Source organism: Streptomyces yangpuensis, from assembly GCF_001005295.1.
Taxonomy (GTDB): domain Bacteria; phylum Actinomycetota; class Actinomycetes; order Streptomycetales; family Streptomycetaceae; genus Streptomyces; species Streptomyces yangpuensis.
The window spans coordinates 264831-287228 of record NZ_LBMK01000003.1 but is presented as its reverse complement, the minus strand read 5'-3'; the positions used below and the strand labels follow the sequence as shown (position 1 = coordinate 287228).

Sequence of the window (22398 nt, the reverse complement as noted above, 5' to 3'; positions counted from 1 at the left end):
CCGGGTGACGGGGGACGGGCGCAGCCATGGGTGAGGTCTTCGCCGGCCGGTACGAGCTGATCGATCCGATCGGGCGCGGTGGCGCGGGCGCCGTGTGGCGGGCCTGGGACCACCGCCGTCGCCGCTACGTCGCCGCGAAGGTGCTGCTGCAGAGCGACGCCCACACGCTCCTGCGGTTCGTCCGGGAGCAGGCGCTGCGGATCGACCACCCGCACGTACTGGCGCCGGCGAGCTGGGCGGCCGACGACGACAAGGTCCTCTTCACCATGGACCTGGTCGGCGGCGGCTCCCTCGGCCATGTGATCGGGGACTACGGCCCCCTCCCGCCCCGCTTCGTGTGCACCCTGCTCGACCAGCTGCTGTCGGGCCTGGCGGCGGTGCACGCGGAAGGCGTCGTGCACCGCGACATCAAACCGGCCAACATCCTCATGGAGGCCACCGGAAGCGGGCGGCCGCACCTGCGGCTGTCCGACTTCGGCATCTCCATGCGCAAGGGCGAGCCCCGCCTGACCGAGACCGACTACGTGGTCGGCACGCCGGGCTATTTCGCGCCCGAGCAACTGATGGGGGCGGAGCCCGACTTCGCGGCGGACCTCTTCGCCGTGGGCCTGGTCTCCCTGTACCTCCTCCAGGGGAGCAAGCCCGACTCCCGGGCCCTGGTGGACCACTTCCTCGCACACGGGACCCCGGACGCCCCGCAGGGCGTTCCCGCCCCGCTCTGGGACGTCATCGCGAACCTCCTGCAGCCCGACCCCCAGAACCGGTTCCGGACGGCCACAGGGGCGCGCAAGGCCCTTGCCGCGGCCGTGGAGCTGCTGCCCGCGCCCGCCCCGGACGAGGATCCGGTGGAGGTCTTCGACCAACTCGGCCCGCTGCCGCCCGGTTTCGGCCCCGACGGCCCCGATGGTCCCGAGCGGCCGACGGGCACGGCCCCGTCCGCAGCCACCTCCGCAGCCGCCTCCGCAGCCGCCTCCGGGTCGGCCGCGACTGTCGCGGCGACCCCGCAGGCGCCCGCCGCGGTGCCCGCCGTCGCCGATCCCCGCAGTGCCGCCGCCACGGTGCCCGCCGTCCCGCAACAGGCCGCCGCCACGGTCGGGGCACCCGCGCACGGCCCCTCGTACGCACCCGCGCACGGGCCCGCGTACGGCTCTTCGGAGACGGGCAGCTTCCACCTGCCCCCGCCGGCCGTACCGGCCGCACCCGGGGCACCCACCGCGGCGGTCCCGGCGCGCGGCGGCATCGCACCGCCCCCGCCGAAGGCGGTGGCCTCGCTGCTCGCCGCGGCGCTGGTGTGCTTCGCGGTTGGCGTCTGGGCCCTCACGCAGATGTAGCGCCGCGTCCCCGCCGGCCGAGCAGGACCCAGCCGCCCAGCACCGCCAGCAGCAGTGTCCCGCCGCCGAATCCGGCGCTCGCGACCACGCGCATCACCGAGCGGGTCCCGGCCGCCTCGGCGGCCTCCGGGGCCGTGAGGCCCTCCTTCGCCGCCGCCCGGTCGTCGGCCCCGACCCCGAAGCCGCCCGCGGCCGGATCCTCCTTGTACGCGGGCCCCTTGGCCGGGGTGCCGGCCACCTCCAGCCGCAGCGTCAGCGGGACGGGGACCGCGTCCTCGGTGAAGTCGGCGACCTTCCCGCCCATCGTCACGGCGATGTAGTACCAGCCCGCGACACCGACGGGCCGGGTCTCCCGGTCACCGGAGAAACGGTTCACGTAGTCCACCGGGGGCGTCTTCTCCAGGGTGACCCCCGCCTGCACGCCGTCGTAGGACACGTCCTTGCCCGCCACCGCGGCCCGGTAGGGGTTGTAGAGGGTGACGGCCAGTCCGCCCGAGGCGGAGCTGTACTTCTTGGTCACGCTGGCGGCGGAGAGCTCCGCCCCCAGGCCGAGCCGCTGCCCCCAGTCCAGCGGGACGCGGTACCAGCGGGTCTGCCCGGGCCGCAGCTCGTCGCGCCACACTCCGGCGCCCAGGGCCCGCGCGTCGTTGAAGCCGGTGCCGCCGGCGCGGCCGACCGCCTCGGTGCCGGGCAGGGACGGCGCCTCCGTGGGCCGGCCGCTGGGCGCGGTGGTCGGGGCGCCCGCGCCGCGGCCCGGTTCGCGCTGCACCTTCAGTTCCAGCGGCCAGGGGCTCTGGTCGGAGTCCTTGGCCGAAGTCCGGGTGACCTTCGCGTAGTAGACACCGGAGGCCGCGCACAACTCGTCCTCGGTACCCCAGCGGACGCCGGCGGCGGCGAGGGGCACGGGGTCGTAGCCGAAGGTCGCGCGGCCGGTGCTGTTGTCGCAGGACTTCCCCGCCGTGGTGATCAGCTCGACCTCGACGCCGTCGCTGCCGGAGACCTTGGCGCCCGCCGGGGGCCGGACCACAGCGCTCACGTAGGCGTTGGAGCCGTCGCCGGCCAGGACGAGGCGGTAGAAGCGCGGCCCCGGCCCGATGGTGTCCTCGTAGGTCTTCCCGGCCTCGACGAGCGGTGCGTCGGCCGAGGAGGGCTTGCCCTCGACCGGCACGGCGCCGTCGGCCGGGCGGTAGGCGGGCAGCGGCCGGGGGGCGCTCTCCCCGGCGTACGCGGCCACGGGCACACCGGCCACCACCGTGCCGAGGGCCACCGCCCACACCGACGTCCGTACCCGACCCATCACGCCCACCCCGAGTTTGCTACCGCAAGCCAAATCTTTGCAAAACGTAAGTTTTCGTCACAGAGCAGCACAAAGCCCCGGCCGCAGCGGCAGCCGGGGCTTCATGAACTTGAGCCTTCGGTCTCACACACCGGAACCAGAGGGCACGGAGTCGGTTGCCTCCGTCCACAGGTCCTGCTCGGCGCGGTCCGCCTGGATCTGGCGGTACACGAGGAGCCCGCCGATGGCGGCCAGTGCGACCAGGAGCAGCTTCTTCACCGCGCGACCTCGTCTTTCGTTGACGTAGGGGACTTCTGGCGCCCAACAATACACACCGACCGATACCGATCGGTGACCTGCCGGTGCGCCAACTGGCCCGACGAAGAAGACCCCCAGGCCATGGGCCTGGGGGTCTTCGACACTGTGGGGCTAACAGGATTTGAACCTGTGGCCTCATCCTTATCAGGGATGCGCTCTAACCAACTGAGCTATAGCCCCATCCGCGCTGCGCGCTGACTCCTGAAGATTAGCGCACAGACCCGGTCAGGCCAAAATCCGTTCCCGGGGGGCGTCTGCGCAGGTCATCCGACCCCTCGCAGGCGCTCCGCCGGGAGGCCTACTCGTCCTCGGCGAGGGTGAGCTCGACGCCGCCGACGAATCCCGCCGACAGGTTGTAGATGAACGCGCCCAGCGTCGCCAGGGCCGTCGCCAGCACCACGTCGATCACCGCGATCACCGACGTGAAGATCAGCACGCGCGGCAGCGACATGAACGCCTGGAGGTCGAATCCGTTGCCCTCGTTCGAACCGGTCGCCTCGCTGATCGTGCCGCCGACGGTCGAGAAGACGCCCATCGCGTCCATGACCATCCACAGCACCGCCGCCGCCACGATCGTGCAGATGCCCAGCGCGATCGACAGCAGGAAGCTGACCTTCATCACCGACCACGGGTCGGCCTTGGCCACCCGCAGCCGCGCCTTGCGCGTCCTGGGCGCCGTACGCACCGGTGTACGCGGCTTGCGCTGGGTGGTGGCGCCCGCGCCGCCGCCGCGCGGCGCACCCGGGCCCGTGGGGGCCGCGTAGGCCTGCGGCGGCTGGTACGGCTGCGCGGGCTTGTCCGTGCCGGCAGCGGGCTCGGCCTCGGCCCCGTCCGGTGCCTGCGGTCCTCGGGTGTCCGTCACGGTTCCCCCCTGGGAGTCCGCGGCGGGGCCACGGGCACCGTTCGCTCCAGTCTTGGCCGGTCCGGCGCCCGTGGCTCCACTCACGACTTACTCCTCGTGCTCCCCGGCCGAAGGCTGCGTGCCCTCGGCTGCCTCGACGGCCTGTGCGTCGGCCGCCTCGGTCTCGTTCTCGTCGGCCTCGACCTCGTCAGCTTCCTGACCGGCCTCGGCGTTGCGGGCGATGCCGACCACGGCATCACGCTTGCCCAGGTTGATCAGCTGGACGCCCATGGTGTCACGGCCGGTCTCCCTGACTTCATTGACGCGCGTACGAATCACACCACCGCTGAGCGTGATGGCGAGAATCTCGTCCGTTTCGTCCACCACGAGCGCCCCGACGAGGGACCCGCGGTCCTCCACGATCTTCGCGGCCTTGATGCCCAGACCGCCACGACCCTGGACGCGGTACTCGTCGACCGCCGTCCGCTTGGCGTAGCCGCCGTCGGTCGCGGTGAAGACGAACGTACCGGGCCGGACCACGCTCATGGAGAGCAGTTCGTCTCCTTCCCGGAAACTCATGCCCTTCACGCCCGAGGTCGCGCGGCCCATCGGGCGCAGCGCGTCGTCGGTCGCCGTGAAGCGGATCGACTGCGCCTTCTTGCTGATCAGCAGCAGGTCGTCCTCGGCGGACACCAGCTCGGCGCCGATCAGCTCGTCAGCGGTGCCGTCGGCGCCGTCGGCGCCGGTCTCCCGGAGGTTGATGGCGATGACACCGCCGGAACGCGGCGAGTCGTAGTCCTTGAGCGCCGTCTTCTTCACCAGGCCGCCCTTGGTGGCCAGGATCAGGTAGGGCGCCGCCTCGTAGTCGCGGATGGCGAGGATCTGCGCGATCTTCTCGTCCGGCTGGAAGGCCAGCAGGTTCGCCACGTGCTGCCCGCGCGCGTCCCGGCCGGCGTCCGGCAGCTCGTACGCCTTGGACCGGTAGACCCGGCCCTTGTTCGTGAAGAACAGCAGCCAGTGGTGCGTGGTGGAGACGAAGAAGTGGTCGACCAGGTCGTCCTGCTTCAGCTTCGTCCCGCGCACGCCCTTGCCGCCGCGCTTCTGCGAGCGGTAGTCCTCGGTCTTGGTGCGCTTGACGTAACCGCCGTGCGTGATGGTGACGACGATGTCCTCTTCGGCGATCAGGTCCTCGATGGACATGTCACCGTCGAAGGGCACCAGCTTGGAACGCCGGTCGTCGCCGAACTTCTCGACGAGCGCGGCCAGTTCCTCGCTGACGATGGAGCGCTGGCGGTCCTCGGAGGCCAGGATCGCGTTGTACTCGTTGATCCGGGCCTGGAGCTCGTCGTGCTCGGCGACGATCTTCTGCCGCTCCAGGGCGGCGAGGCGGCGCAGCTGCATCTCCAGGATCGCGTTCGCCTGGATCTCGTCGATCTCCAGCAGGCCCATCAGGCCCTCGCGCGCGATCTCGACCGTGTTGCTGCGCCGGATCAGCGCGATGACCTCGTCGATGGCATCCAGGGCCTTGAGCAGACCGCGCAGGATGTGGGCGCGCTCCTCGGCCTTGCGCAGGCGGAAGCGCGTACGCCGGACGATGACCTCGATCTGGTGCGTCACCCAGTGGCGGATGAAGGCGTCGATCGACAGGGTGCGCGGCACCCCGTCCACCAGCGCCAGCATGTTCGCGCCGAAGTTCGTCTGCAGATCGGTGTGCTTGTAGAGGTTGTTCAGCACGACCTTGGCGACGGCATCGCGCTTGAGCACGATCACCAGGCGCTGGCCGGTCCGCGAGGAGGTCTCGTCGCGGACGTCGGCGATGCCGCCGATCTTGCCGTCCTTGACCAGGTCGGCGATCTTCTGCGCGAGGTTGTCGGGGTTGGTCTGGTACGGGAGCTCCGTGACCACCAGGCACTGGCGGTTCTGGATCTCCTCGACCTCGACCACCGCGCGCATCGTGATGGAGCCGCGCCCGGTCCGGTACGCCTCCTCGATGCCCTTGCGGCCCACGACGAGGGCGCCGGTCGGGAAGTCCGGGCCCTTGATGCGCTCCAGAAGCGCGTCCTGGAGCTCCTCGTGCGTGGCGTTCGGGTGCTCCAGCGCCCACTGGGCACCGGCGGCGACCTCGCGCAGGTTGTGCGGCGGGATGTTGGTCGCCATACCGACCGCGATGCCGGCGCTGCCGTTGACCAGCAGGTTCGGGAAGCGCGCCGGGAGGACCGTCGGCTCCTGGTTGCGGCCGTCGTAGTTGTCCTGGAAGTCGACGGTCTCCTCGTCGATGTCCCGGAGCATCTCCATGGCCAGCGGCATCAGCTTGCACTCGGTGTAGCGCATGGCGGCCGCCGGGTCGTTGCCCGGGGAGCCGAAGTTGCCGTTGGAGTCCACCAGCGGCATGCGCATCGACCACGGCTGGGCCAGGCGGACCAGGGCGTCGTAGATGGAGCTGTCACCGTGCGGGTGGTAGGTGCCCATGACGTCGCCGACGACGCGGGCGCACTTGTAGAAGCCCTTCTCGGGCCGGTAGCCGCCGTCGTACATCGCGTACAGCACGCGCCGGTGGACGGGCTTGAGGCCGTCCCGCACGTCGGGCAGCGCACGCGAGACGATGACGGACATCGCGTAGTCGAGGTAGGAGCGCTGCATCTCCGTCTCGAGCCCGACGGGCTCGATGCGCAGCACGGGCTGCTCCTCCGCGGAATTCTCGGCGGTGGGGGTGGTTTCGTCGGCCATTGCTGGTCAGAAATCCTTTCAGGCGGCGGTCAGCGTCGGGCCGACTCAGATGTCGAGGAAGCGGACGTCCTTGGCGTTGCGCTGGATGAAGGAGCGCCGGGCCTCGACGTCCTCACCCATCAGCACCGAGAACAGGTCGTCGGCCTGCGCCGCGTCGTCGAGGGTGACCTGGCCGAGCACGCGGTGGTCCACGTCCATCGTGGTGACGCGCAGTTCCTCGGCGTTCATCTCGCCCAGACCCTTGAAGCGCTGGATCGAGTCTTCCTTGATGCGCTTGCCGTTCTGCTTGCCGATCTCGACCAGGGCGTCGCGCTCACGGTCCGAGTAGGCGTACTCGAAGTCGTCGCGGCCCCACTTGATCTTGTAGAGCGGCGGACGCGACAGGTACACGTGACCGGCCTCGACCAGCGGGCGCATGAAGCGGAAGAGGAAGGTCAGCAGCAGGGTGTTGATGTGCTGGCCGTCGACGTCGGCGTCGGCCATCAGGATGATCTTGTGATAGCGGAGCTTCTCGATGTCGAAGTCCTCGTGCACACCCGTGCCGAAGGCGCTGATCAGCGCCTGGACCTCGGTGTTCTGGAGGATCTTGTCGATGCGCGCCTTCTCGACGTTCAGGATCTTGCCGCGGATCGGCAGGATGGCCTGGTACATCGGGTTGCGGCCGGACTTCGCGCTGCCGCCGGCGGAGTCACCCTCGACGATGAAGATCTCGCACTTGGTCGGGTCGTTCGACTGGCAGTCGGACAGCTTGCCCGGCAGCGAGGCGCTCTCCAGCAGACCCTTGCGGCGCGTCAGGTCACGCGCCTTGCGGGCCGCGACGCGCGCCGTGGCCGCCTGGATCGCCTTGCGGACGATGTCCGCGGCCTCCACCGGGTTGCGGTCGAACCAGTCGTTGAGGTGCTCGTGGACGACCTTCTGCACGAAGGTCTTGGCCTCCGTGTTGCCCAGCTTCGTCTTCGTCTGGCCCTCGAACTGCGGCTCGCCCAGCTTGACCGAGATGATCGCCGTCAGACCCTCGCGGATGTCCTCGCCGGCGAGGTTGTCGTCCTTCTCGCGCAGCAGCTTCTTGTCGCGCGCGTAACGGTTCACCAGACCCGTCAGCGCGGCCCGGAAGCCCTCCTCGTGAGTACCGCCCTCGTGCGTGTGGATCGTGTTCGCGAAGGAGTAGACACCCTCCGTGTACTGCGAGTTCCACTGCATCGCGATCTCGACCGAGAGCATGCGCTCCTTGTCCTCGGCCTCGACGTCGATGACGGTCGGGTGGATCAGCTCGCCCTTGCGCGAGTTGAGGTACTTCACGAAGTCGACGATGCCGCCCTCGTAGTAGTACTTCACCGTGCGCGCCGTGGGCTCCGCCGTGTCCGCGTCCGGGTCGTCCGCGCCCACGGTCGCCTTCGCGGACTCGCGCTCGTCGGTCAGCGACAGGGTCAGGCCCTTGTTGAGGAAGGCCATCTCCTGGAAACGACGCGACAGCGTCTCGAAGGAGTACTCGGTCGTCTCGAAGATGTCGCCGTCGGCCCAGAAGGTGACCGAGGTGCCGGTCTCCGCCGTCTCCTCGTTCTTGGCCAGCGGAGCCGTCGGCACGCCCAGCTTGTAGTCCTGGGTCCAGCGGTGGCCGTCCGTCCTCACCTCGACCGCGACCTTGGTCGACAGGGCGTTCACGACGGACACACCGACGCCGTGGAGACCGCCGGAGACGGCGTAGCCGCCACCGCCGAACTTGCCGCCCGCGTGCAGGACCGTCAGGACGACCTCGACGGCCGGCTTCCCCTCGGACGGAACGATGCCGACCGGGATACCGCGGCCGTTGTCGACCACGCGCACCCCGCCGTCGGCGAGGATCGTCACGTCGATGGTGTCCGCGTGCCCGGCCAGCGCCTCGTCGACCGAGTTGTCGACGACCTCGTAGACGAGGTGGTGCAGACCACGCTCACCCGTCGAGCCGATGTACATACCCGGCCGCTTGCGGACCGCGTCCAGGCCCTCGAGGACCTGGATCGCACTGGCGTCGTAATTCTTCTCGTTGGAGTCGCCGGAATCGGCCACGAAGCGCCCTTTCTGGCACAGCGCAGCCCGTACTCCGGACCAGCAAGTGCGCCGGCGGGAGCGGCCGCGTCGATCTGCGTTGTCTGCGTGATCCCGCGAACGGGCGGGATTTCCTCCAGTCTACCGGTACCACGGACATGAATGGGGGTTTGCCGGTACCTGAGTCCGCATGTGCCGCCCTGAACCGCCACTCTCCGACTCCCCATATCCGGGAAGGGGCTCAAAGAGGCTCACACGGGCACCCAGCGCTTCGGCCTGTCAACCTCCGGCTACCGTGAGGGACGCCACCCGCCGGCGCGGCCACGACAGCGGCCCACGGGTGCTACTCACCCGTAGGTGTCGCCGGGTCCGGTGCTCCCGGGAGCCCGCCAGGGGCCGTACCCCTTCGGGCGTCCGCCCGGTCCCTGCACCTTGATCAGGCGCACCGTGCCCTGCCCCAGATCCGCGTTCAGCCGCGCCACCAGCTGCGGGGCCAGCAGCTTCAGCTGCGCCGCCCACGCCGAGGAGTCACACCTCACGACCAGCTCACGGTTCTCGTAGCGCTGCGGTTCACAGTGGGCCGCGATCTCGGGGCCGACGATCTCCGGCCAGCGCTCCATCACGCCCGCCACCGCCATCGGCATCTCCCAGCCGCGCTCGGTGCGCAGCCGGTCCAGCGCCGCCATCAGCGGCATCGGGTCGCGGCCGTCGGCGCGGGCGCCCGACCGCAGCCCCGGCTGCTGCTGGCGCTTCCTGCCGCCCGCCGCGTTGCCCCGGGCCCGCGCCTGCTCCCGGGCCGCCGCGAGGGCCTGGCGGGCCAGGTCCACCCCGGAGGCCTCCGGGGCCTTGCGCGCCTGCTGCGCGTCCTTGCCGTGCTCGTTCACAACCGGGTCACCTCACCGCCGGACACCCCGTACCGGGCTCCCACCAGCACGCCGGGGACGTCGTCGTCCACGGCCGCCGTCACGAGCACCTGCTCGCCCGGCGCCACCAGCTCCGCCAGCCGCTCCCGGCGCCGCGCGTCCAGTTCCGCGAACACGTCGTCCAGGATCAGCACCGGCTCGCTGCCCTCGGAGCGCAGCAGCTCGTAGGAGGCCAGCCGCAGCGCCAGCGCGTAGGACCAGGACTCGCCGTGGCTGGCGTAGCCCTTGGCGGGCAGCTCCCCCAGCCGCAGGAGCACGTCGTCGCGGTGCGGGCCGACCAGCGTCACGCCCCGCTCGATCTCCTGCCCCCGCACCTCGCCGAGCGCGGCGAGGAGCACCTCGTACAGCGCCTCCCGGCTGCGCGCCGCACCGCTGTCGACGCTCTCGCCGGCCGAGCTCCTGTACGTCAGCCCCAGCGGGCCGCCGCCGGGTGCGAGCTGCTCGTACGCCTTGTCGGCGAGCGGCAGCAGCGTCGCGATCAGGTCGAGGCGCTGCGCCAGCAGCTCCGCGCCCGCGCGGGCGAGGTGCTGGTCCCACACGTCGAGGGTGGACAGATCCGCACCCGAACTCCGTCCGGGAGGTGCCCCCTGGCGCCCGCCGTGCCGGCGGGCCATCGCCGCGGACTTCAGCAGGGTGTTGCGCTGCTTGAGGACGCGCTCGTAGTCGGAGCGGACCCCGGCCATCCGCGGCGAGCGCGCGGTGACCAGCTCGTCGAGGAACTTGCGGCGCTCGCCCGGGTCGCCCTTGACCAGGGCCAGGTCCTCGGGGGCGAACAGCACCGTCCGTACGATCCCCAGCACGTCCCGCGGCCTGACCTGCGAGGACCGGTTGATCCGGGCCCGGTTGGCGCGGCCCGGGTTCAGCTCCAGCTCGACCAGCTGCCGGCGCTCGCCCTGGGTGACGGCCGCACGGATCACCGCCCGGTCCGCGCCCATCCGTACGAGCGGGGCGTCCGAGGAGACCCGGTGGCTGCCCAGGGTTGCGAGGTAGCCGACCGCCTCGACGAGGTTGGTCTTGCCCTGGCCATTGGGGCCCACGAACGCGGTGACGCCCGGGTCGAGGGGAACCTCGGCCCGGGCGTACGAGCGGAAGTCGGCCAGTGAGAGATGCGAAACATGCATACGGCGCCGACCTCCCCCGGCTTTCCACTGCTCTTTCGTACTGCTGTGCTGCTGAGCTGCTACTTCTTCTCGACCGCGTGGCCGCCGAACTGGTTGCGGAGGGCGGCGATCATCTTCATCTGCGGGGAGTCGTCCTGCCGCGAGGCGAACCGCGCGAACAGCGACGCCGTGATCGCGGGCAGCGGTACGGCGTTGTCGATCGCCGCCTCCACCGTCCAGCGGCCCTCGCCCGAGTCCTGCGCGAAGCCGCGCAGCTTCTCCAGGTGCTCGTCCTCGTCGAGGGCGTTGACGGCCAGGTCCAGCAGCCAGGAGCGGATGACGGTGCCTTCCTGCCAGGAGCGGAAGACCTCGCGGACGTCGGTGACCGAGTCCACCTTCTCCAGGAGCTCCCAGCCCTCGGCGTAGGCCTGCATCATGGCGTACTCGATGCCGTTGTGGACCATCTTCGCGAAGTGGCCCGCGCCGACCTTGCCGGCGTGCACGGCGCCGAACTCGCCCTCGGGCTTGAGGGCGTCGAAGATCGGCTGGACGCGGGCGACGTGGTCCTTGGCCCCGCCGTACATGAGCGCGTAGCCGTTCTCCAGGCCCCACACGCCGCCGGAGACACCGCAGTCGACGAAGCCGATGCCCTTGGCCGCCAGCTCCTCGGCGTGCTTCTCGTCGTCCGTCCAGCGGGAGTTGCCGCCGTCGACGACGATGTCGCCGATCGAGAGCAGCTCGGCCAGCTCGTCGACGGTGGACTGCGTCGCCGCACCGGCGGGGACCATCACCCACACGACGCGGGGGGCCTGCAGGCTGTCCACGAGTTCCCGCAGGCTGTGGACATCCGCGAGGTCCGGGTTGCGGTCGTATCCGATGACGGTGTGGCCTGCGCGGCGGATGCGCTCGCGCATGTTGCCGCCCATCTTGCCGAGACCGACGAGACCAAGCTCCATCAGGTGGTTCCTTAAGCGTTGTGGCCGTCTTTGCCGGGGCTGCCCCGGCCGTGTCCTCGCGGGACGAGCGGGGGCCGCCCACCGGATCCGAGCCTACGCCGGGCCGTGGCGACGGGCCCCGCGGGCGCTCCATGGCGAGCGGTCCGGCTTTCCGGCTTCTCCCGGAGTCCTCCCCAGCCTGTGGACGACGCCGGGCCCGGTCCGCAGCAGGGTGCGAGACCGGGCCCGGCGTCGACAGGCGGGATGTCAGCCGGACAGACGCACCGGCATGATCAGGTACTTGTAGGCCTCGTCGGCCTCCGCGTCGATCGCCGGGCGGCCGCTGAGCAGCGCGGGCTTGGTCGACGTGGTGAAGCTGAGCTGGGCCACCGGGGAGGCGATCGCGCTCAGGCCGTCCAGCAGGAAGGTCGGGTTGAAGGCGATCGAGATGTCGTCGCCGTCGAGCTGGGCGTCGACCCTTTCCACAGCCTGTGCGTCGTCGGAGGAACCTGCCTCCAGGATGAGCACGCCCTTCTCGAAGCTGAGGCGGACCGGGGTGTTGCGCTCGGCCACCAGGGCCACGCGCTTGACGGCCTCGACGAACGGCGCGGTCTCGATCACGGCGATCGAGTTGAACTCCGTCGGGAACAGCGTGCGGTACTTGGGCAGGTCGCCCTCGAGCAGGCGGGTGGTGGTGCGGCGGCCGGCGCCCTCGAAACCGATCAGGCCTTCGCCCGCACCGGAGCCGGACAGCGCCAGGGTGACGGTGTCACCGCTGGTCAGAGAGTTGGCGATCTCTTGGAGCGTCTTGGCGGGCACCAGGGCCACGGCGGAGGCGTCCGGGTTCTCCGGCTTCCACAGGAACTCGCGGACCGCGAAGCGGTAGCGGTCGGTGGAGGCCAGCGTGACGCGGTCGCCCTCGATCTCGATGCGGACACCCGTCAGCACCGGCAGCGTGTCGTCACGGCCGGCGGCGGTGGCGACCTGCTTGGCGGCGGAGGCGAAGACCTCGCCGGCCACGGTGCCGGTGGCGGTCGGCATCTGCGGCAGTGCCGGGTACTCCTCCACAGGAAGGGTGTGGAGTGTGAACCGCGAGGAGCCGCAGACCACGGTCGCCCGTACACCGTCTGTGGAAATCTCCACCGGGCGGTTGGGGAGGGCGCGGCAGATGTCGGCGAGCAGCCGGCCGGAGACCAGGACCGTGCCGTCCTCCTCGACGTCCGCCTCGACCGAGACGCGGGCCGAGACCTCGTAGTCGAAGCCGGAGAGGCTCAGGGTGCCTTCCTCGGCCTTGAGCAGCAGGCCCGCGAGGACGGGCACCGGCGGCCGGGCCGGGAGGCTGCGGGCCGCCCAGGCCACCGCCTCCGCGAGTACGTCGCGCTCCACCCGGATCTTCACCGGAACCGCCTCCTGCTGTTGCTCGCTCGTCTGCCGGCCTTCGTCGTCGGCTCGTCGATGCCTCGACCGATGCCGGGGACCAGTCTGACGTACGGCGCCGACACTCGGTGCGGCCGACGGTCAAGTCGGGAGCGAGGCGGCGGGACGGCCGGGCGACGAGTTGTGCACAGGACCCGCTTGAAAACCGAAACCGGGCTAACTCTCTATGGGGGTAGTAGTAGGGCCTGTGGAAACGGTGGATAACCCCGACAGCGCAGGTCAGAGTGCGTTTTTTATCCACCGGGCCTGTGGGTGACACCGGTGGACAACACGGTGTCCCTGTGGAGAACGAAAAGTTCTGCACAGGCTGTCCCCAGGTGACCCTGATTACTCCACAGGTGTGTCCCCAGCTTTCCCCCGGTACTCCACAGCCCAAACGTCTACATCCGTGTGACGCCTTTCACTCCGGGCGGTGAGAGGGGGTGGCGGGTTGCCGAACAGTGGACAAGGGTGTGGAGAAGTCCGCAGAACCTGTGCACAGCATGAGGGAACCTGTGGGGCAGCGGTGGACAACGGCGTGGACAGGGCTGTGGACGAGATTTTTGTCCACAGGCTGTGGATGACGCTTGCGCACAAATCCACAGGGTTCTGACCAGCCCTGATGATCCCTCAACAACCGCCCCTGTGGACAGATTGTGGGCGACGCGGGCGGTCCCCAGGGTGTGGACGGAAGAAAGTCCCCGAATCTGTGGATAACTTGCCCGCCGGGGGGCGTATTCGAACAGGTCAGGGGCGCACGCACCAAGAAGGGCGCCCCCGTTGTGGACCGGGAGCGCCCTCTGAAGGTGTTTGAAAGGGGTCTGACGCGGCGCCGGGCCGGTCGGCCGAGGCCCGCGCTCAGCCGTTCTTGATGCGGTTGGTGAGCTCCGTGACCTGGTTGTAGATGGAGCGCCGCTCGGCCATCAGAGCCCGGATCTTGCGGTCCGCGTGCATGACCGTGGTGTGGTCCCGGCCGCCGAACTGCGCCCCGATCTTGGGCAGCGATAGGTCCGTGAGCTCCCGGCACAGGTACATGGCGATCTGGCGGGCGGTGACCAGGACCCGGCTGCGGGAGGAGCCGCACAGGTCGTCCACGGTCAGGCCGAAGTAGTCCGCGGTGGCCGCCATGATGTCGCCGGCGGTGATCTCCGGCGCGCTGTCCTCGCCGCCCGGGATCAGGTTCTTGAGGACGTCCTCGGTGAGTCCCAGGTCGACCGGCTGCCGGTTGAGGCTCGCGAAGGCCGTGACCCGGATCAGCGCCCCCTCCAGCTCGCGGATGTTGCGCGAGATGCGGGAGGCGATGAACTCCAGTACCTCCGGCGGGGCGTTGAGCTGCTCCTGGACCGCCTTCTTGCGCAGGATCGCGATGCGGGTCTCCAGCTCGGGCGGCTGGACGTCCGTGATCAGGCCCCACTCGAAGCGGTTGCGGAGCCGGTCCTCGAGGGTGACGAGCTGCTTGGGCGGCCGGTCGGAGGAGAGGACGATCTGCTTGTTGGCGTTGTGGAGCGTGTTGAAGGTGTGGAAGAACTCCTCCTGCGTCGACTCCTTGCTCGCGAGGAACTGGATGTCGTCGACGAGCAGGATGTCCATCTCGCGGTAGCGCTTGCGGAACGCGTCGCCCTTGCCGTCGCGGATCGAGTTGATGAACTCGTTCGTGAACTCCTCGGAGCTCACGTACCGCACGCGGGTGCCGGGGTAGAGGCTCCGCGCGTAGTGCCCGATGGCGTGCAGCAGGTGTGTCTTGCCCAGGCCCGACTCCCCATAGATGAAGAGGGGGTTGTAGGCCTTGGCCGGCGCCTCGGCGACGGCCACCGCGGCGGCGTGCGCGAAGCGGTTGGACGCACCGATGACGAAGGTGTCGAACAGGTACTTGGGGTTCAGCCGGGCGGTCGGCTCCAGCGGGCCCGAGGTGGAGCCGCCGGCCGGGGGCGGGGGCGCGGCGGGCCGGCCGGCGGCCTGGCGCGGTGCGGGCTGCTCGTAGGACTGCTGCTCGTATTGATGGGCCTGGTGGGGCTGGTGCGACTGCTGCTGCTCGTACGGGGTCTGCTCGTACTGCTTCTGCTCGTACTGCTTCTGGTCGTAGGAGCCCTGGTCGTAGGAGGACTGGTCGTACTGCTGCTGGTCGTAGCCCGAGGGCTCGGGCTGCTGGAGGTAGCCCGGCTGCGGGGAGGCGTAGGGGTCGCGCTCGGGGAAGCCGCCCAGGCGCGGCTGCTGCCAGCCGTAGTCGTCCTGCTGTCCGCCGCGGGGCCACGCGCCGGGCTCGGAGCGCGGCTGCTGGTAGTCGGGGTACGCGGGGCGGGCCGTGGGGAGCTGGTCGTCCGGGGGACCGCCGCCGCCCGGGCGCTGGCCGCCGTACGGTTCGTAGCCGCCGGGCTGCTGGACGGGAGGCGCGGCGGGGGCGGGCTCGCCGGCGGAGTCGTCCACGGTGATGGCGATCCGGATGGGGCGGCCGCACTCCCGGCTGAGAGCGTCGCTGATCAGTGGGGCGAGGCGGCCTTCCAGGACGCGCTTGCCCCACTCGTTGGGGACGGCGAGCAGGGCGGTGTCGGCGACGAGTGCGAGGGGCTGGCACCGCTCGACCCACTGCTTGTCCTTGGGCTCGATGCCCGGCTGTCCCTCCCCGAGGAGCTTTTCGAGCACCCTTGGCCACACTGCGGCAAGATCGGCAGGTACGTCAGCCACAGAGCACGCTCTCTCACAGGGGTCCCACGAATGTGTGGTTCTTTGGGACGGTCGGGACAAAAAATCCGGGGTCAGGCAACGGTAGTCAGGCCAGAGGCCGTGGTTCAAGTCGTTGTCCACAGCCTGTGCACAGTGCGGGGTCGGGCAGGCTCGGTTTGACCGGATGGCGTAGCCGCGCGTACCGTAACGAGGTCGAGTTGTCGATGGCTGCTGCCGCCTGCCTACCGATGGGCGAAGGTCACTGATAGTGATCAATTAGCGGTGCCACTCGGGCGAACACGCGAGTTTCCTCGTGGGCGCACGGTGACAGCCAGGCGATGTCCCGCCACAACGATTCATTCTCTGGAGCCCCCGAGTGAGCAAGCGCACCTTCCAGCCGAACAACCGCCGTCGTGCCAAGACCCACGGCTTCCGCCTGCGGATGCGTACCCGTGCCGGTCGCGCGATCCTCGCGAACCGTCGTTCCAAGGGCCGCGCCGCCCTTTCCGCGTAACAGCGCGCAGGTCGTGACATCGTGCTGTCTCCCGAGAATCGGCTGAGGCGGCGCGAGGACTTCGCGAGCGCGGTACGCCGAGGACGCCGGGCCGGTCGCCCACTCCTCGTCGTCCACCTACGTACAAGCGGTGCAACGGACCCGCACGAGTCGGGGGAGATCGATCCCTCGTCGCGTGCGGGTTTCGTCGTCAGCAAGGCCGTCGGCAATGCCGTCATACGGAACCGGGTGAAGCGCCGTCTTCGCCATCTGGTCCGCGAGCGGCTGTCGCAGCTGCCCGCCGGTAGCCTGGTGGTGGTACGAGCGTTGCCCGGAGCGGGCGAAGCCGGCCCCGACGAACTGGCCCGGGACCTGGATGCCGCTCTGGTGCGGCTCCTGGGAGGCGTGGCTCGATGAAGTACCCGCTGCTCGCTTTGATCAAGCTGTACCAGTGGACGATCAGTCCGCTGCTCGGGCCGGTGTGCCGCTACTACCCGTCGTGTTCGCACTACGGGTACACGGCCATCGACCGGCATGGTGCGGTGAAGGGGACAGCGCTGACCGCCTGGCGGATCCTGCGGTGCAATCCGTGGTCGCCGGGTGGCGTGGACCATGTCCCACCCCGTAAACGCCCGCGTTGGCACGAGCAGCTGCGCAGTGCGTTGCGTAGATCTCGCAATGCTCAAGGAGCCTGATTAGTGGACACGATCGCCGGTCTGTTCAGCTTTATCACCACACCCGTTTCCTGGATCATCGTCCAGTTCCACTCGCTGTACGGGGCGATCTTCGGGCCGGACAGCGGCTGGGCCTGGGGCTTGTCCATCGTGTCCCTGGTGATCTTGATCCGTATCTGCCTGATCCCGCTCTTCGTGAAGCAGATCAAGGCGACGCGTGGCATGCAGGCGCTCCAGCCGAAGATGAAGGCGATCCAGGAGCGCTACAAGAACGACAAGCAGCGTCAGTCCGAAGAGATGATGAAGCTGTACAAGGAGACGGGTACCAACCCGCTCTCCTCGTGCCTTCCCATCCTGGCGCAGTCGCCGTTCTTCTTCGCGCTCTACCACGTGCTGGCGAACATCGCCGACGGCAAGACCATCGGCGTCCTGAACCAGCAGCTCGTCGACAGCGCTCGTGAGGCCAAGATCTTCGGCGCGCCGATCGCCGCCAAGTTCATGGACAGCTCCGAGAAGGTCGCCGCGCTCGGCGCCTCGCTGACGGACGTCCGGATCGTGACCGCGGTCATGATCGTCCTGATGTCGCTGTCGCAGTTCTACACCCAGCGTCAGCTGATGCAGAAGAACGTCGACCTCTCGGTCAAGACGCCCTTCATGCAGCAGCAGAAGATGCTGATGTACATCTTCCCGGTGATCTTCGCGGTCATGGGTATCAACTTCCCCGTCGGTGTCCTCGTCTACTGGCTGACCACCAACGTCTGGACCATGGGTCAGCAGATGTACGTGATCAACCAGAACCCGACGCCGGGCAGCAAGGCGCAGGACCAGTACCTGACGCGGCTGCTCAAGCACGCCACCTCGCACGGTGAGGTCAAGGGCCGGGGCAAGAAGAAGACCGTCGCTGCCATCGTGGCCAAGGGCCCGGACCGCAACGACATCGAGCGGAAGTTCATCACGGCGCTGTCCAAGCAGGGCCTGGCCGCTCAGGCGGATGGTTCCGTGATCAAGAGTTCCGAGGCCACGGCGGACGCGGATGCCGCGAGCGGTGGTGCCGCGAAGCGGCAGCAGCCGAAGCGGCAGACGAAGTCGAAGCGCCAGACGCCCAGCAAGCCCTCTCCCAAGAAGTAAGAAGGAGTCCCTCCCGTGACGGAAGGCACCACCACCGCCGCCGCTGAGAGTGGCGACACCCTGACCCGCCTCGAGCAGGAGGGTGAGATCGCGGCCGACTACCTGGAGGGTCTGCTGGACATCGCAGACCTGGACGGCGACATCGACATGGACGTCGAGGCCGACCGCGCCGCGGTGTCGATCGTCAGTGACTCCGCCAGCCGCGACCTGCAGAAGCTCGTGGGCCGCGACGGTGAGGTCCTGGAGGCCCTGCAGGAGCTGACCCGCCTGGCCGTCCACCGGGAGACCGGGGACCGCAGCCGGCTGATGCTCGACATCGCCGGGTTCCGTGCGAAGAAGCGCGAGGAACTGGCGGCCCTGGGCGCGAAGGCGGCGGCGGACGTGAAGGCGTCCGGCGAGCCGCTGAAGCTGGCTCCGATGACCCCGTTCGAGCGGAAGGTCGTCCACGACGCCGTGGCGGCCGCCGGTCTGCGGAGCGAGTCCGAGGGCGAGGAGCCGCAGCGCTTCGTCGTTGTGCTCCCGGCCTGATCGCCGGCATGAGTGTTCGGCCCCGTCTGTGTCGCAGGCGGGGCCGAAGTTTGTCAGCCTGGCATGTGAACGACGCGGCATCTTGAATACGTGGTCCGCAAGGCCACGAGGTACGGAAGGACGGTCCCGTGACGGAGGCAGCTGAGCTTCCCGAGGCGCCCGAAGAGGCGCGCGCGGTGTTCGGTGAGTTTTTCCCGGAAGCTGTGCGGTACGCGGAGCTGCTCGCGGACGCGGGAGTCAAGCGCGGCCTGATCGGGCCGCGCGAGGTGCCGCGGCTGTGGGAGCGGCACCTGTTGAACTGTGCAGTGCTGTCGGAGGTGGTGCCCCAGGGCGTCACGGTGTGCGACGTGGGCTCGGGCGCGGGCCTGCCCGGTATCCCGCTCGCCCTGGTGCGACGGGATCTCAAGATCACACTGCTTGAGCCGCTGCTCCGGCGGACGACCTTTCTCCAGGAGGCCGTGGAACTGCTCGGCCTCGACCACGTCACGGTGGTGCGCGGGCGGGCCGAGGAGGTCCTCGGCAAGCTGCAGCCGGTGCACGTGGTGACGGCACGTGCGGTGGCTCCGCTGGACCGGCTGGCCGGCTGGGGTGTTCCCCTGCTGCGTCCGTACGGAGAGATGCTGGCGCTCAAGGGCGACACCGCCGAGGAGGAGCTGGTGTCGGCGAAGACGGCGCTGACGAAGCTCGGTGTGGTGAAGACCTCGGTGCTGCAGGTCGGCGAGGGTCTGGTGGACCCGCTGTCGACGGTGGTCCGGGTCGAGGTCGGAGAAAGCCCCGGTGGAGTGAGGTTCGCCGCCAAGCGGGCTAAGGCCGCCAGGGTCGGCCGGTCTCGTCGCCGTCGTTGATTCGCTGGCTGTGTGGGGCCCACGCGGAGATTTCGTCCGTGTTGGGCCCTATAGGTATGCATTTCGGAGTGTCGTAGAGGCCTGAAGACTCCGTCCGGGCATCGTGTTTCACGTGAAACGTCGCTCTCTGCTGCACGGAATCATCAGCCGCGGTCGTGCGGCTGCGTCCCCCCTCCAGCGCAAGGACGCAAGGGGGACGGAGTTGTCCACATCGGTGGATTCATCCACAGGAGTACGGGCCCCGCTGGTTCGCGACCCCGGTGACATGGCAGGCTCTGTTCATCGCGAGCCTGATGTCGAGGAGAGTGACACCGTGCGGTCCGACGCCAACCTCGCGGGGCCGATGGCCGACCCGGTCCCCGGTCCCCGCTCTGAACAGGTGGGTGAGGATGTTTCACGTGAAACATCGCCCCCACCCCTTGTAGACAACGAGACCCCCATCGGCAGAGCCGCCCAGCTGGCGGTGGAGGCCATGGGGCGCTCCGGTGCGGTTATGCCGCGCCCTGAGCAGACCCGTGTCATGGTGGTCGCCAACCAGAAGGGCGGCGTGGGCAAGACCACGACGACCGTGAACCTGGCGGCCTCGCTGGCTCTGAACGGGGCTCGGGTCCTCGTGGTCGACCTCGACCCGCAGGGCAACGCGTCCACCGCCCTGGGTATCGACCACCACGCCGATGTGCCGTCCATCTACCACGTGCTGGTGGACAGCCGACCGCTCATGGAGGTCGTCCAGCCGGTCGTGGACGTCGAGGGCCTCTTCTGCGCTCCGGCCACGATCGATCTGGCGGGTGCCGAGATCGAGCTGGTGTCGCTGGTGGCGAGGGAGAGCCGCCTCCAGCGGGCGATCCAGGCGTACGACCAGCCGCTCGACTACATCCTGATCGACTGCCCGCCCTCCCTCGGACTGCTGACGGTGAACGCCCTGGTGGCCGGCGCCGAGGTGCTGATTCCGATCCAGTGCGAGTACTACGCGCTGGAGGGACTGGGCCAGCTGCTGCGCAACGTCGATCTGGTGCGAGCCCACCTCAACCCCTCTCTCCACGTGTCGACCATCCTGCTGACGATGTACGACGGCAGGACCCGGCTGGCATCACAGGTGGCGGAGGAGGTGCGCAGCCACTTCGGCAAGGAGGTGCTGCGGACGAGCATCCCCCGCTCGGTGCGCATTTCCGAGGCGCCGAGCTATGGGCAGACGGTGCTCACGTATGACCCGGGTTCCAGCGGTTCCCTCTCCTATCTGGAGGCGGCGCGAGAGATCGCGTATCGGGGAGTCGGAATGCAGTACGAGTCCCAGCACGCCCATCTGGGCGCGGGCATGAACAGCACGCAGAGTGTGGCGGAGGGGATCCAGTGAGCGAGCGACGTAGAGGGCTGGGACGGGGGCTCGCTGCACTGATCCCGCAGGCTCCGCAGGAGAAGACGCTGCCGACGAGCAGTGCCGGTGCCACCTCCCCGACGGCGGTACCGGAGCTGACGTCCGAGCGCGGGATCGCGGCGGCGAAGCTCGCGGCTCTGGCGCAGGCCGATGTTTCACGTGAAACATCGCTCGCGGTCCTTCCGGTGGAGGAGCCGGGTCCGGAGCCGGAGCCGGAGGCGAACCCGGTGGCGGGAGCGACGTTCGCGGAGCTTCCCCTGGACACGATCACACCCAACCCGCGGCAGCCGCGCGAGGTGTTCGACGAGGACGCCCTCGCCGAGCTGGTCACCTCCATTCAGGAGGTGGGCCTGCTCCAGCCGGTGGTGGTGCGCCAGGCGTCCCCCGGTCGCTATGAGCTGATCATGGGTGAGCGGCGCTGGCGCGCCTGCCGGGAGGCTGGGCTCGAGGCCATTCCGGCGATCATCCGTGCGACGGACGACGAGAAGCTCCTGCTGGACGCCCTCCTGGAGAACCTGCACCGGGCTCAGCTCAACCCGCTGGAAGAAGCCGCGGCCTACGACCAGCTGCTCCAGGACTTCAACTGCACGCACGACCAGCTGGCCGACCGGATCGGTCGTTCGCGTCCCCAGGTGTCGAACACCCTGCGGCTGCTGAAGCTGTCGCCGCCGGTGCAGCGCCGGGTGGCTGCCGGAGTGCTGTCGGCGGGGCACGCGCGTGCGCTGCTCTCGGTGGAGGACTCCGCGGAGCAGGACCGGCTCGCCCACCGGATCGTCGCCGAGGGACTGTCGGTGCGCGCGGTCGAGGAGATCGTGACACTGATGGCCTCGGAGCCTTCGAGCGCGGTGAAGGCGAAGGGCCCGCGTGCGGGAGCCCGGGTCTCGCCGGCGCTCAACGAGCTGGCGACGCGACTGTCGGACCGGTTCGAGACCCGGGTGAAGGTGGATCTCGGCCAGAAGAAGGGCAAGATCACCGTCGAGTTCGCTTCGATGGAGGATCTGGAGCGGATCCTGGGGACGTTGGCACCGGGCGAGGGCCGGGTGCTGGATCAGGGTCTCTCCGGGGAGTGATCCCCCGGTCGGCCGAGGGGCGGATCTTGTCGGTGTGAACCGGCGCGATCCGCCCCTTCGCGTGCTGTCGAAGAACGATGGACCAGTGGATACGATGCGTTCATGGGTCGTCGGCTGGTACCACTCACGCTGGACAACCTTCAGGATCTGCCCCGACGTTGCCGGTCCTGCGTCTTCTGGGAACTGGACCCGGTCAGCGGTGAGGCAGCCGTGAAGGCGGGCACCTCGGCGACCGAGAAGGAGGCGTGGATCTCCGCTGTCCTGCTGGAGTGGGGATCCTGCGGCCGTGTGGTCTATGTGGACGAGGTCCCGGTCGGCTTCGTGCTGTACGCGCCGCCGGCGTACGTTCCCCGGGCCACGGCCTTCCCGACGAGCCCGGTCTCACCGGACGCCGTACAGCTGATCACCGCCTGGATCATGCCCGGATATCAGGGGCAGGGGCTGGGCCGCGTGATGGTGCAGACGGTGGCCAAGGACCTGCTGCGCAGGGGGTTCCGGGCGATCGAGGCGTTTGGGGACGCACGGTGGGAGGGTCCGGCCTGCCTGCTGCCGGCGGACCATCTCCTGGCGGTGGGCTTCAAGACCGTACGGCCGCATCCGGCCCATCCGCGGCTGCGGCTGGAGCTGAGGTCGACCCTGTCCTGGAAGGAAGATGTCGAGCTCGCCCTGGACCGGTTGCTGGGAGCCGCGCGCAAGGAGCCGGCACTACGGCCTCTCTGACTTACGTGAAAC

The 22398-nt window shown here is 69.4% G+C and carries 20 protein-coding genes and 1 tRNA gene; 10 read left to right on the top strand and 11 right to left on the bottom strand.

The annotated features are described in order from the left end of the window. Positions 1–26: 26 nt before the first annotated feature. The gene (locus tag AAT21_RS16560) at positions 27–1331 is read left to right on the top strand and encodes a serine/threonine-protein kinase (RefSeq protein WP_046777655.1); all 1305 of its coding nucleotides are present in this window, start codon (positions 27–29) and stop codon (positions 1329–1331) included. Here AAT21_RS16560 and AAT21_RS37590 read toward each other — a convergent pair. The 11 genes from AAT21_RS37590 to dnaA form a co-directional block, all read right to left on the bottom strand. Beyond that, complete coding sequence (locus AAT21_RS37590) at positions 1318–2628, bottom strand: hypothetical protein (RefSeq protein WP_157879725.1); 1311 nt, start codon at positions 2626–2628, stop codon at positions 1318–1320. The two genes, AAT21_RS16560 and AAT21_RS37590, sit on opposite strands and share 14 nt — an antisense overlap. 123 nt (positions 2629–2751) lie before the next feature. Next, a complete protein-coding gene (locus AAT21_RS39045) occupies positions 2752–2886 on the bottom strand; it encodes a DLW-39 family protein (protein ID WP_208809277.1) in 135 nt (44 codons plus the stop codon). A 145-nt stretch (positions 2887–3031) separates the two neighbouring features. After that, positions 3032–3105: transfer RNA gene (locus AAT21_RS16550), tRNA-Ile, on the bottom strand. Positions 3106–3223: 118 nt separating this feature from the next. Then, entirely contained in the window at positions 3224–3787 is a 564-nt protein-coding gene (locus AAT21_RS16545) for a DUF3566 domain-containing protein (RefSeq protein ID WP_046777653.1), read from the bottom strand. An 87-nt stretch (positions 3788–3874) separates the two neighbouring features. Beyond that, the gene (gene gyrA, locus AAT21_RS16540) at positions 3875–6493 is read right to left on the bottom strand and encodes a DNA gyrase subunit A (RefSeq protein WP_046777652.1); all 2619 of its coding nucleotides are present in this window, start codon (positions 6491–6493) and stop codon (positions 3875–3877) included. Positions 6494–6538: 45 nt separating this feature from the next. Then, positions 6539–8560, bottom strand: coding sequence for a DNA topoisomerase (ATP-hydrolyzing) subunit B (gyrB, locus tag AAT21_RS16535; RefSeq protein ID WP_046777651.1), 2022 nt, complete (start codon positions 8558–8560; stop codon positions 6539–6541). A 305-nt stretch (positions 8561–8865) separates the two neighbouring features. Continuing rightward, positions 8866–9402 carry a DciA family protein gene (locus AAT21_RS16530; protein ID WP_046777650.1) on the bottom strand — a complete coding sequence of 179 codons (537 nt, stop codon included), beginning with the start codon at positions 9400–9402 and terminating at the stop codon, positions 8866–8868. Next, entirely contained in the window at positions 9399–10562 is a 1164-nt protein-coding gene (gene recF / locus AAT21_RS16525) for a DNA replication/repair protein RecF (protein WP_046777649.1), read from the bottom strand. The genes AAT21_RS16530 and recF overlap by 4 nt, the downstream gene beginning before the upstream one ends. 59 nt (positions 10563–10621) lie before the next feature. After that, the gene (gnd, locus tag AAT21_RS16520; protein WP_030956767.1) at positions 10622–11497 is read right to left on the bottom strand and encodes a phosphogluconate dehydrogenase (NAD(+)-dependent, decarboxylating); all 876 of its coding nucleotides are present in this window, start codon (positions 11495–11497) and stop codon (positions 10622–10624) included. A 246-nt stretch (positions 11498–11743) separates the two neighbouring features. Continuing rightward, positions 11744–12874 (bottom strand): DNA polymerase III subunit beta, encoded by a 1131-nt coding sequence (gene dnaN / locus AAT21_RS16515; RefSeq protein WP_030956769.1) that lies wholly within the window; start codon positions 12872–12874, stop codon positions 11744–11746. An 876-nt stretch (positions 12875–13750) separates the two neighbouring features. Beyond that, positions 13751–15532 carry a chromosomal replication initiator protein DnaA gene (gene dnaA / locus AAT21_RS16510; protein ID WP_046777648.1) on the bottom strand — a complete coding sequence of 594 codons (1782 nt, stop codon included), beginning with the start codon at positions 15530–15532 and terminating at the stop codon, positions 13751–13753. A gap of 397 nt (positions 15533–15929) precedes the next feature. Here dnaA and rpmH point away from each other — a divergent pair, with 397 nt between their 5' ends. The 9 genes from rpmH (at position 15930) to AAT21_RS16475 (ending at position 22386) form a co-directional block, all read left to right on the top strand. Then, positions 15930–16067 carry a 50S ribosomal protein L34 gene (rpmH, locus tag AAT21_RS16505; RefSeq protein WP_018547628.1) on the top strand — a complete coding sequence of 46 codons (138 nt, stop codon included), beginning with the start codon at positions 15930–15932 and terminating at the stop codon, positions 16065–16067. A 21-nt stretch (positions 16068–16088) separates the two neighbouring features. Further along, positions 16089–16463, top strand: a complete 375-nt coding sequence (rnpA, locus tag AAT21_RS35720; RefSeq protein WP_079025749.1) for a ribonuclease P protein component — start codon at positions 16089–16091, stop codon at positions 16461–16463. After that, positions 16460–16741, top strand: a complete 282-nt coding sequence (yidD, locus tag AAT21_RS35715) for a membrane protein insertion efficiency factor YidD (RefSeq protein WP_076043740.1) — start codon at positions 16460–16462, stop codon at positions 16739–16741. Before rnpA ends, yidD begins: the two co-directional genes overlap by 4 nt. Positions 16742–16744: 3 nt before the next feature. After that, on the top strand, positions 16745–17848 hold the full coding sequence (yidC, locus tag AAT21_RS16500; protein ID WP_046777647.1) for a membrane protein insertase YidC: 1104 nt from the start codon (positions 16745–16747) through the stop codon (positions 17846–17848). A gap of 15 nt (positions 17849–17863) precedes the next feature. Next, positions 17864–18376 (top strand): Jag family protein, encoded by a 513-nt coding sequence (locus AAT21_RS16495; protein ID WP_030025736.1) that lies wholly within the window; start codon positions 17864–17866, stop codon positions 18374–18376. Positions 18377–18504: 128 nt separating this feature from the next. Next, a complete protein-coding gene (rsmG, locus tag AAT21_RS16490) occupies positions 18505–19221 on the top strand; it encodes a 16S rRNA (guanine(527)-N(7))-methyltransferase RsmG (protein ID WP_030817076.1) in 717 nt (238 codons plus the stop codon). A 265-nt stretch (positions 19222–19486) separates the two neighbouring features. Continuing rightward, complete coding sequence (locus AAT21_RS16485) at positions 19487–20575, top strand: ParA family protein (protein WP_079025748.1); 1089 nt, start codon at positions 19487–19489, stop codon at positions 20573–20575. Then, positions 20572–21666 (top strand): ParB/RepB/Spo0J family partition protein, encoded by a 1095-nt coding sequence (locus tag AAT21_RS16480; RefSeq protein ID WP_079025747.1) that lies wholly within the window; start codon positions 20572–20574, stop codon positions 21664–21666. Before AAT21_RS16485 ends, AAT21_RS16480 begins: the two co-directional genes overlap by 4 nt. 102 nt (positions 21667–21768) lie before the next feature. Further along, positions 21769–22386, top strand: coding sequence for a GNAT family N-acetyltransferase (locus AAT21_RS16475; RefSeq protein WP_030956777.1), 618 nt, complete (start codon positions 21769–21771; stop codon positions 22384–22386). The last annotated feature ends 12 nt before the right edge of the window (positions 22387–22398 follow it).

Bases quoted from the DNA above. Each gene is read 5' to 3' on its own strand.
- AAT21_RS16560 (WP_046777655.1), top strand. From the start codon at position 27: ATGGGTGAGGTCTTCGCCGGCCGGTACGAGCTGATCGATCCGATCGGG.
- AAT21_RS37590 (WP_157879725.1), bottom strand. From the start codon at position 2,628: ATGGGTCGGGTACGGACGTCGGTGTGGGCGGTGGCCCTCGGCACGGTG.
- gyrA (WP_046777652.1), bottom strand. From the start codon at position 6,493: ATGGCCGACGAAACCACCCCCACCGCCGAGAATTCCGCGGAGGAGCAG.
- recF (WP_046777649.1), bottom strand. From the start codon at position 10,562: ATGCATGTTTCGCATCTCTCACTGGCCGACTTCCGCTCGTACGCCCGG.
- gnd (WP_030956767.1), bottom strand. From the start codon at position 11,497: ATGGAGCTTGGTCTCGTCGGTCTCGGCAAGATGGGCGGCAACATGCGC.
- yidD (WP_076043740.1), top strand. From the start codon at position 16,460: ATGAAGTACCCGCTGCTCGCTTTGATCAAGCTGTACCAGTGGACGATC.
- AAT21_RS16485 (WP_079025748.1), top strand. From the start codon at position 19,487: ATGGCAGGCTCTGTTCATCGCGAGCCTGATGTCGAGGAGAGTGACACC.
- AAT21_RS16475 (WP_030956777.1), top strand. From the start codon at position 21,769: ATGGGTCGTCGGCTGGTACCACTCACGCTGGACAACCTTCAGGATCTG.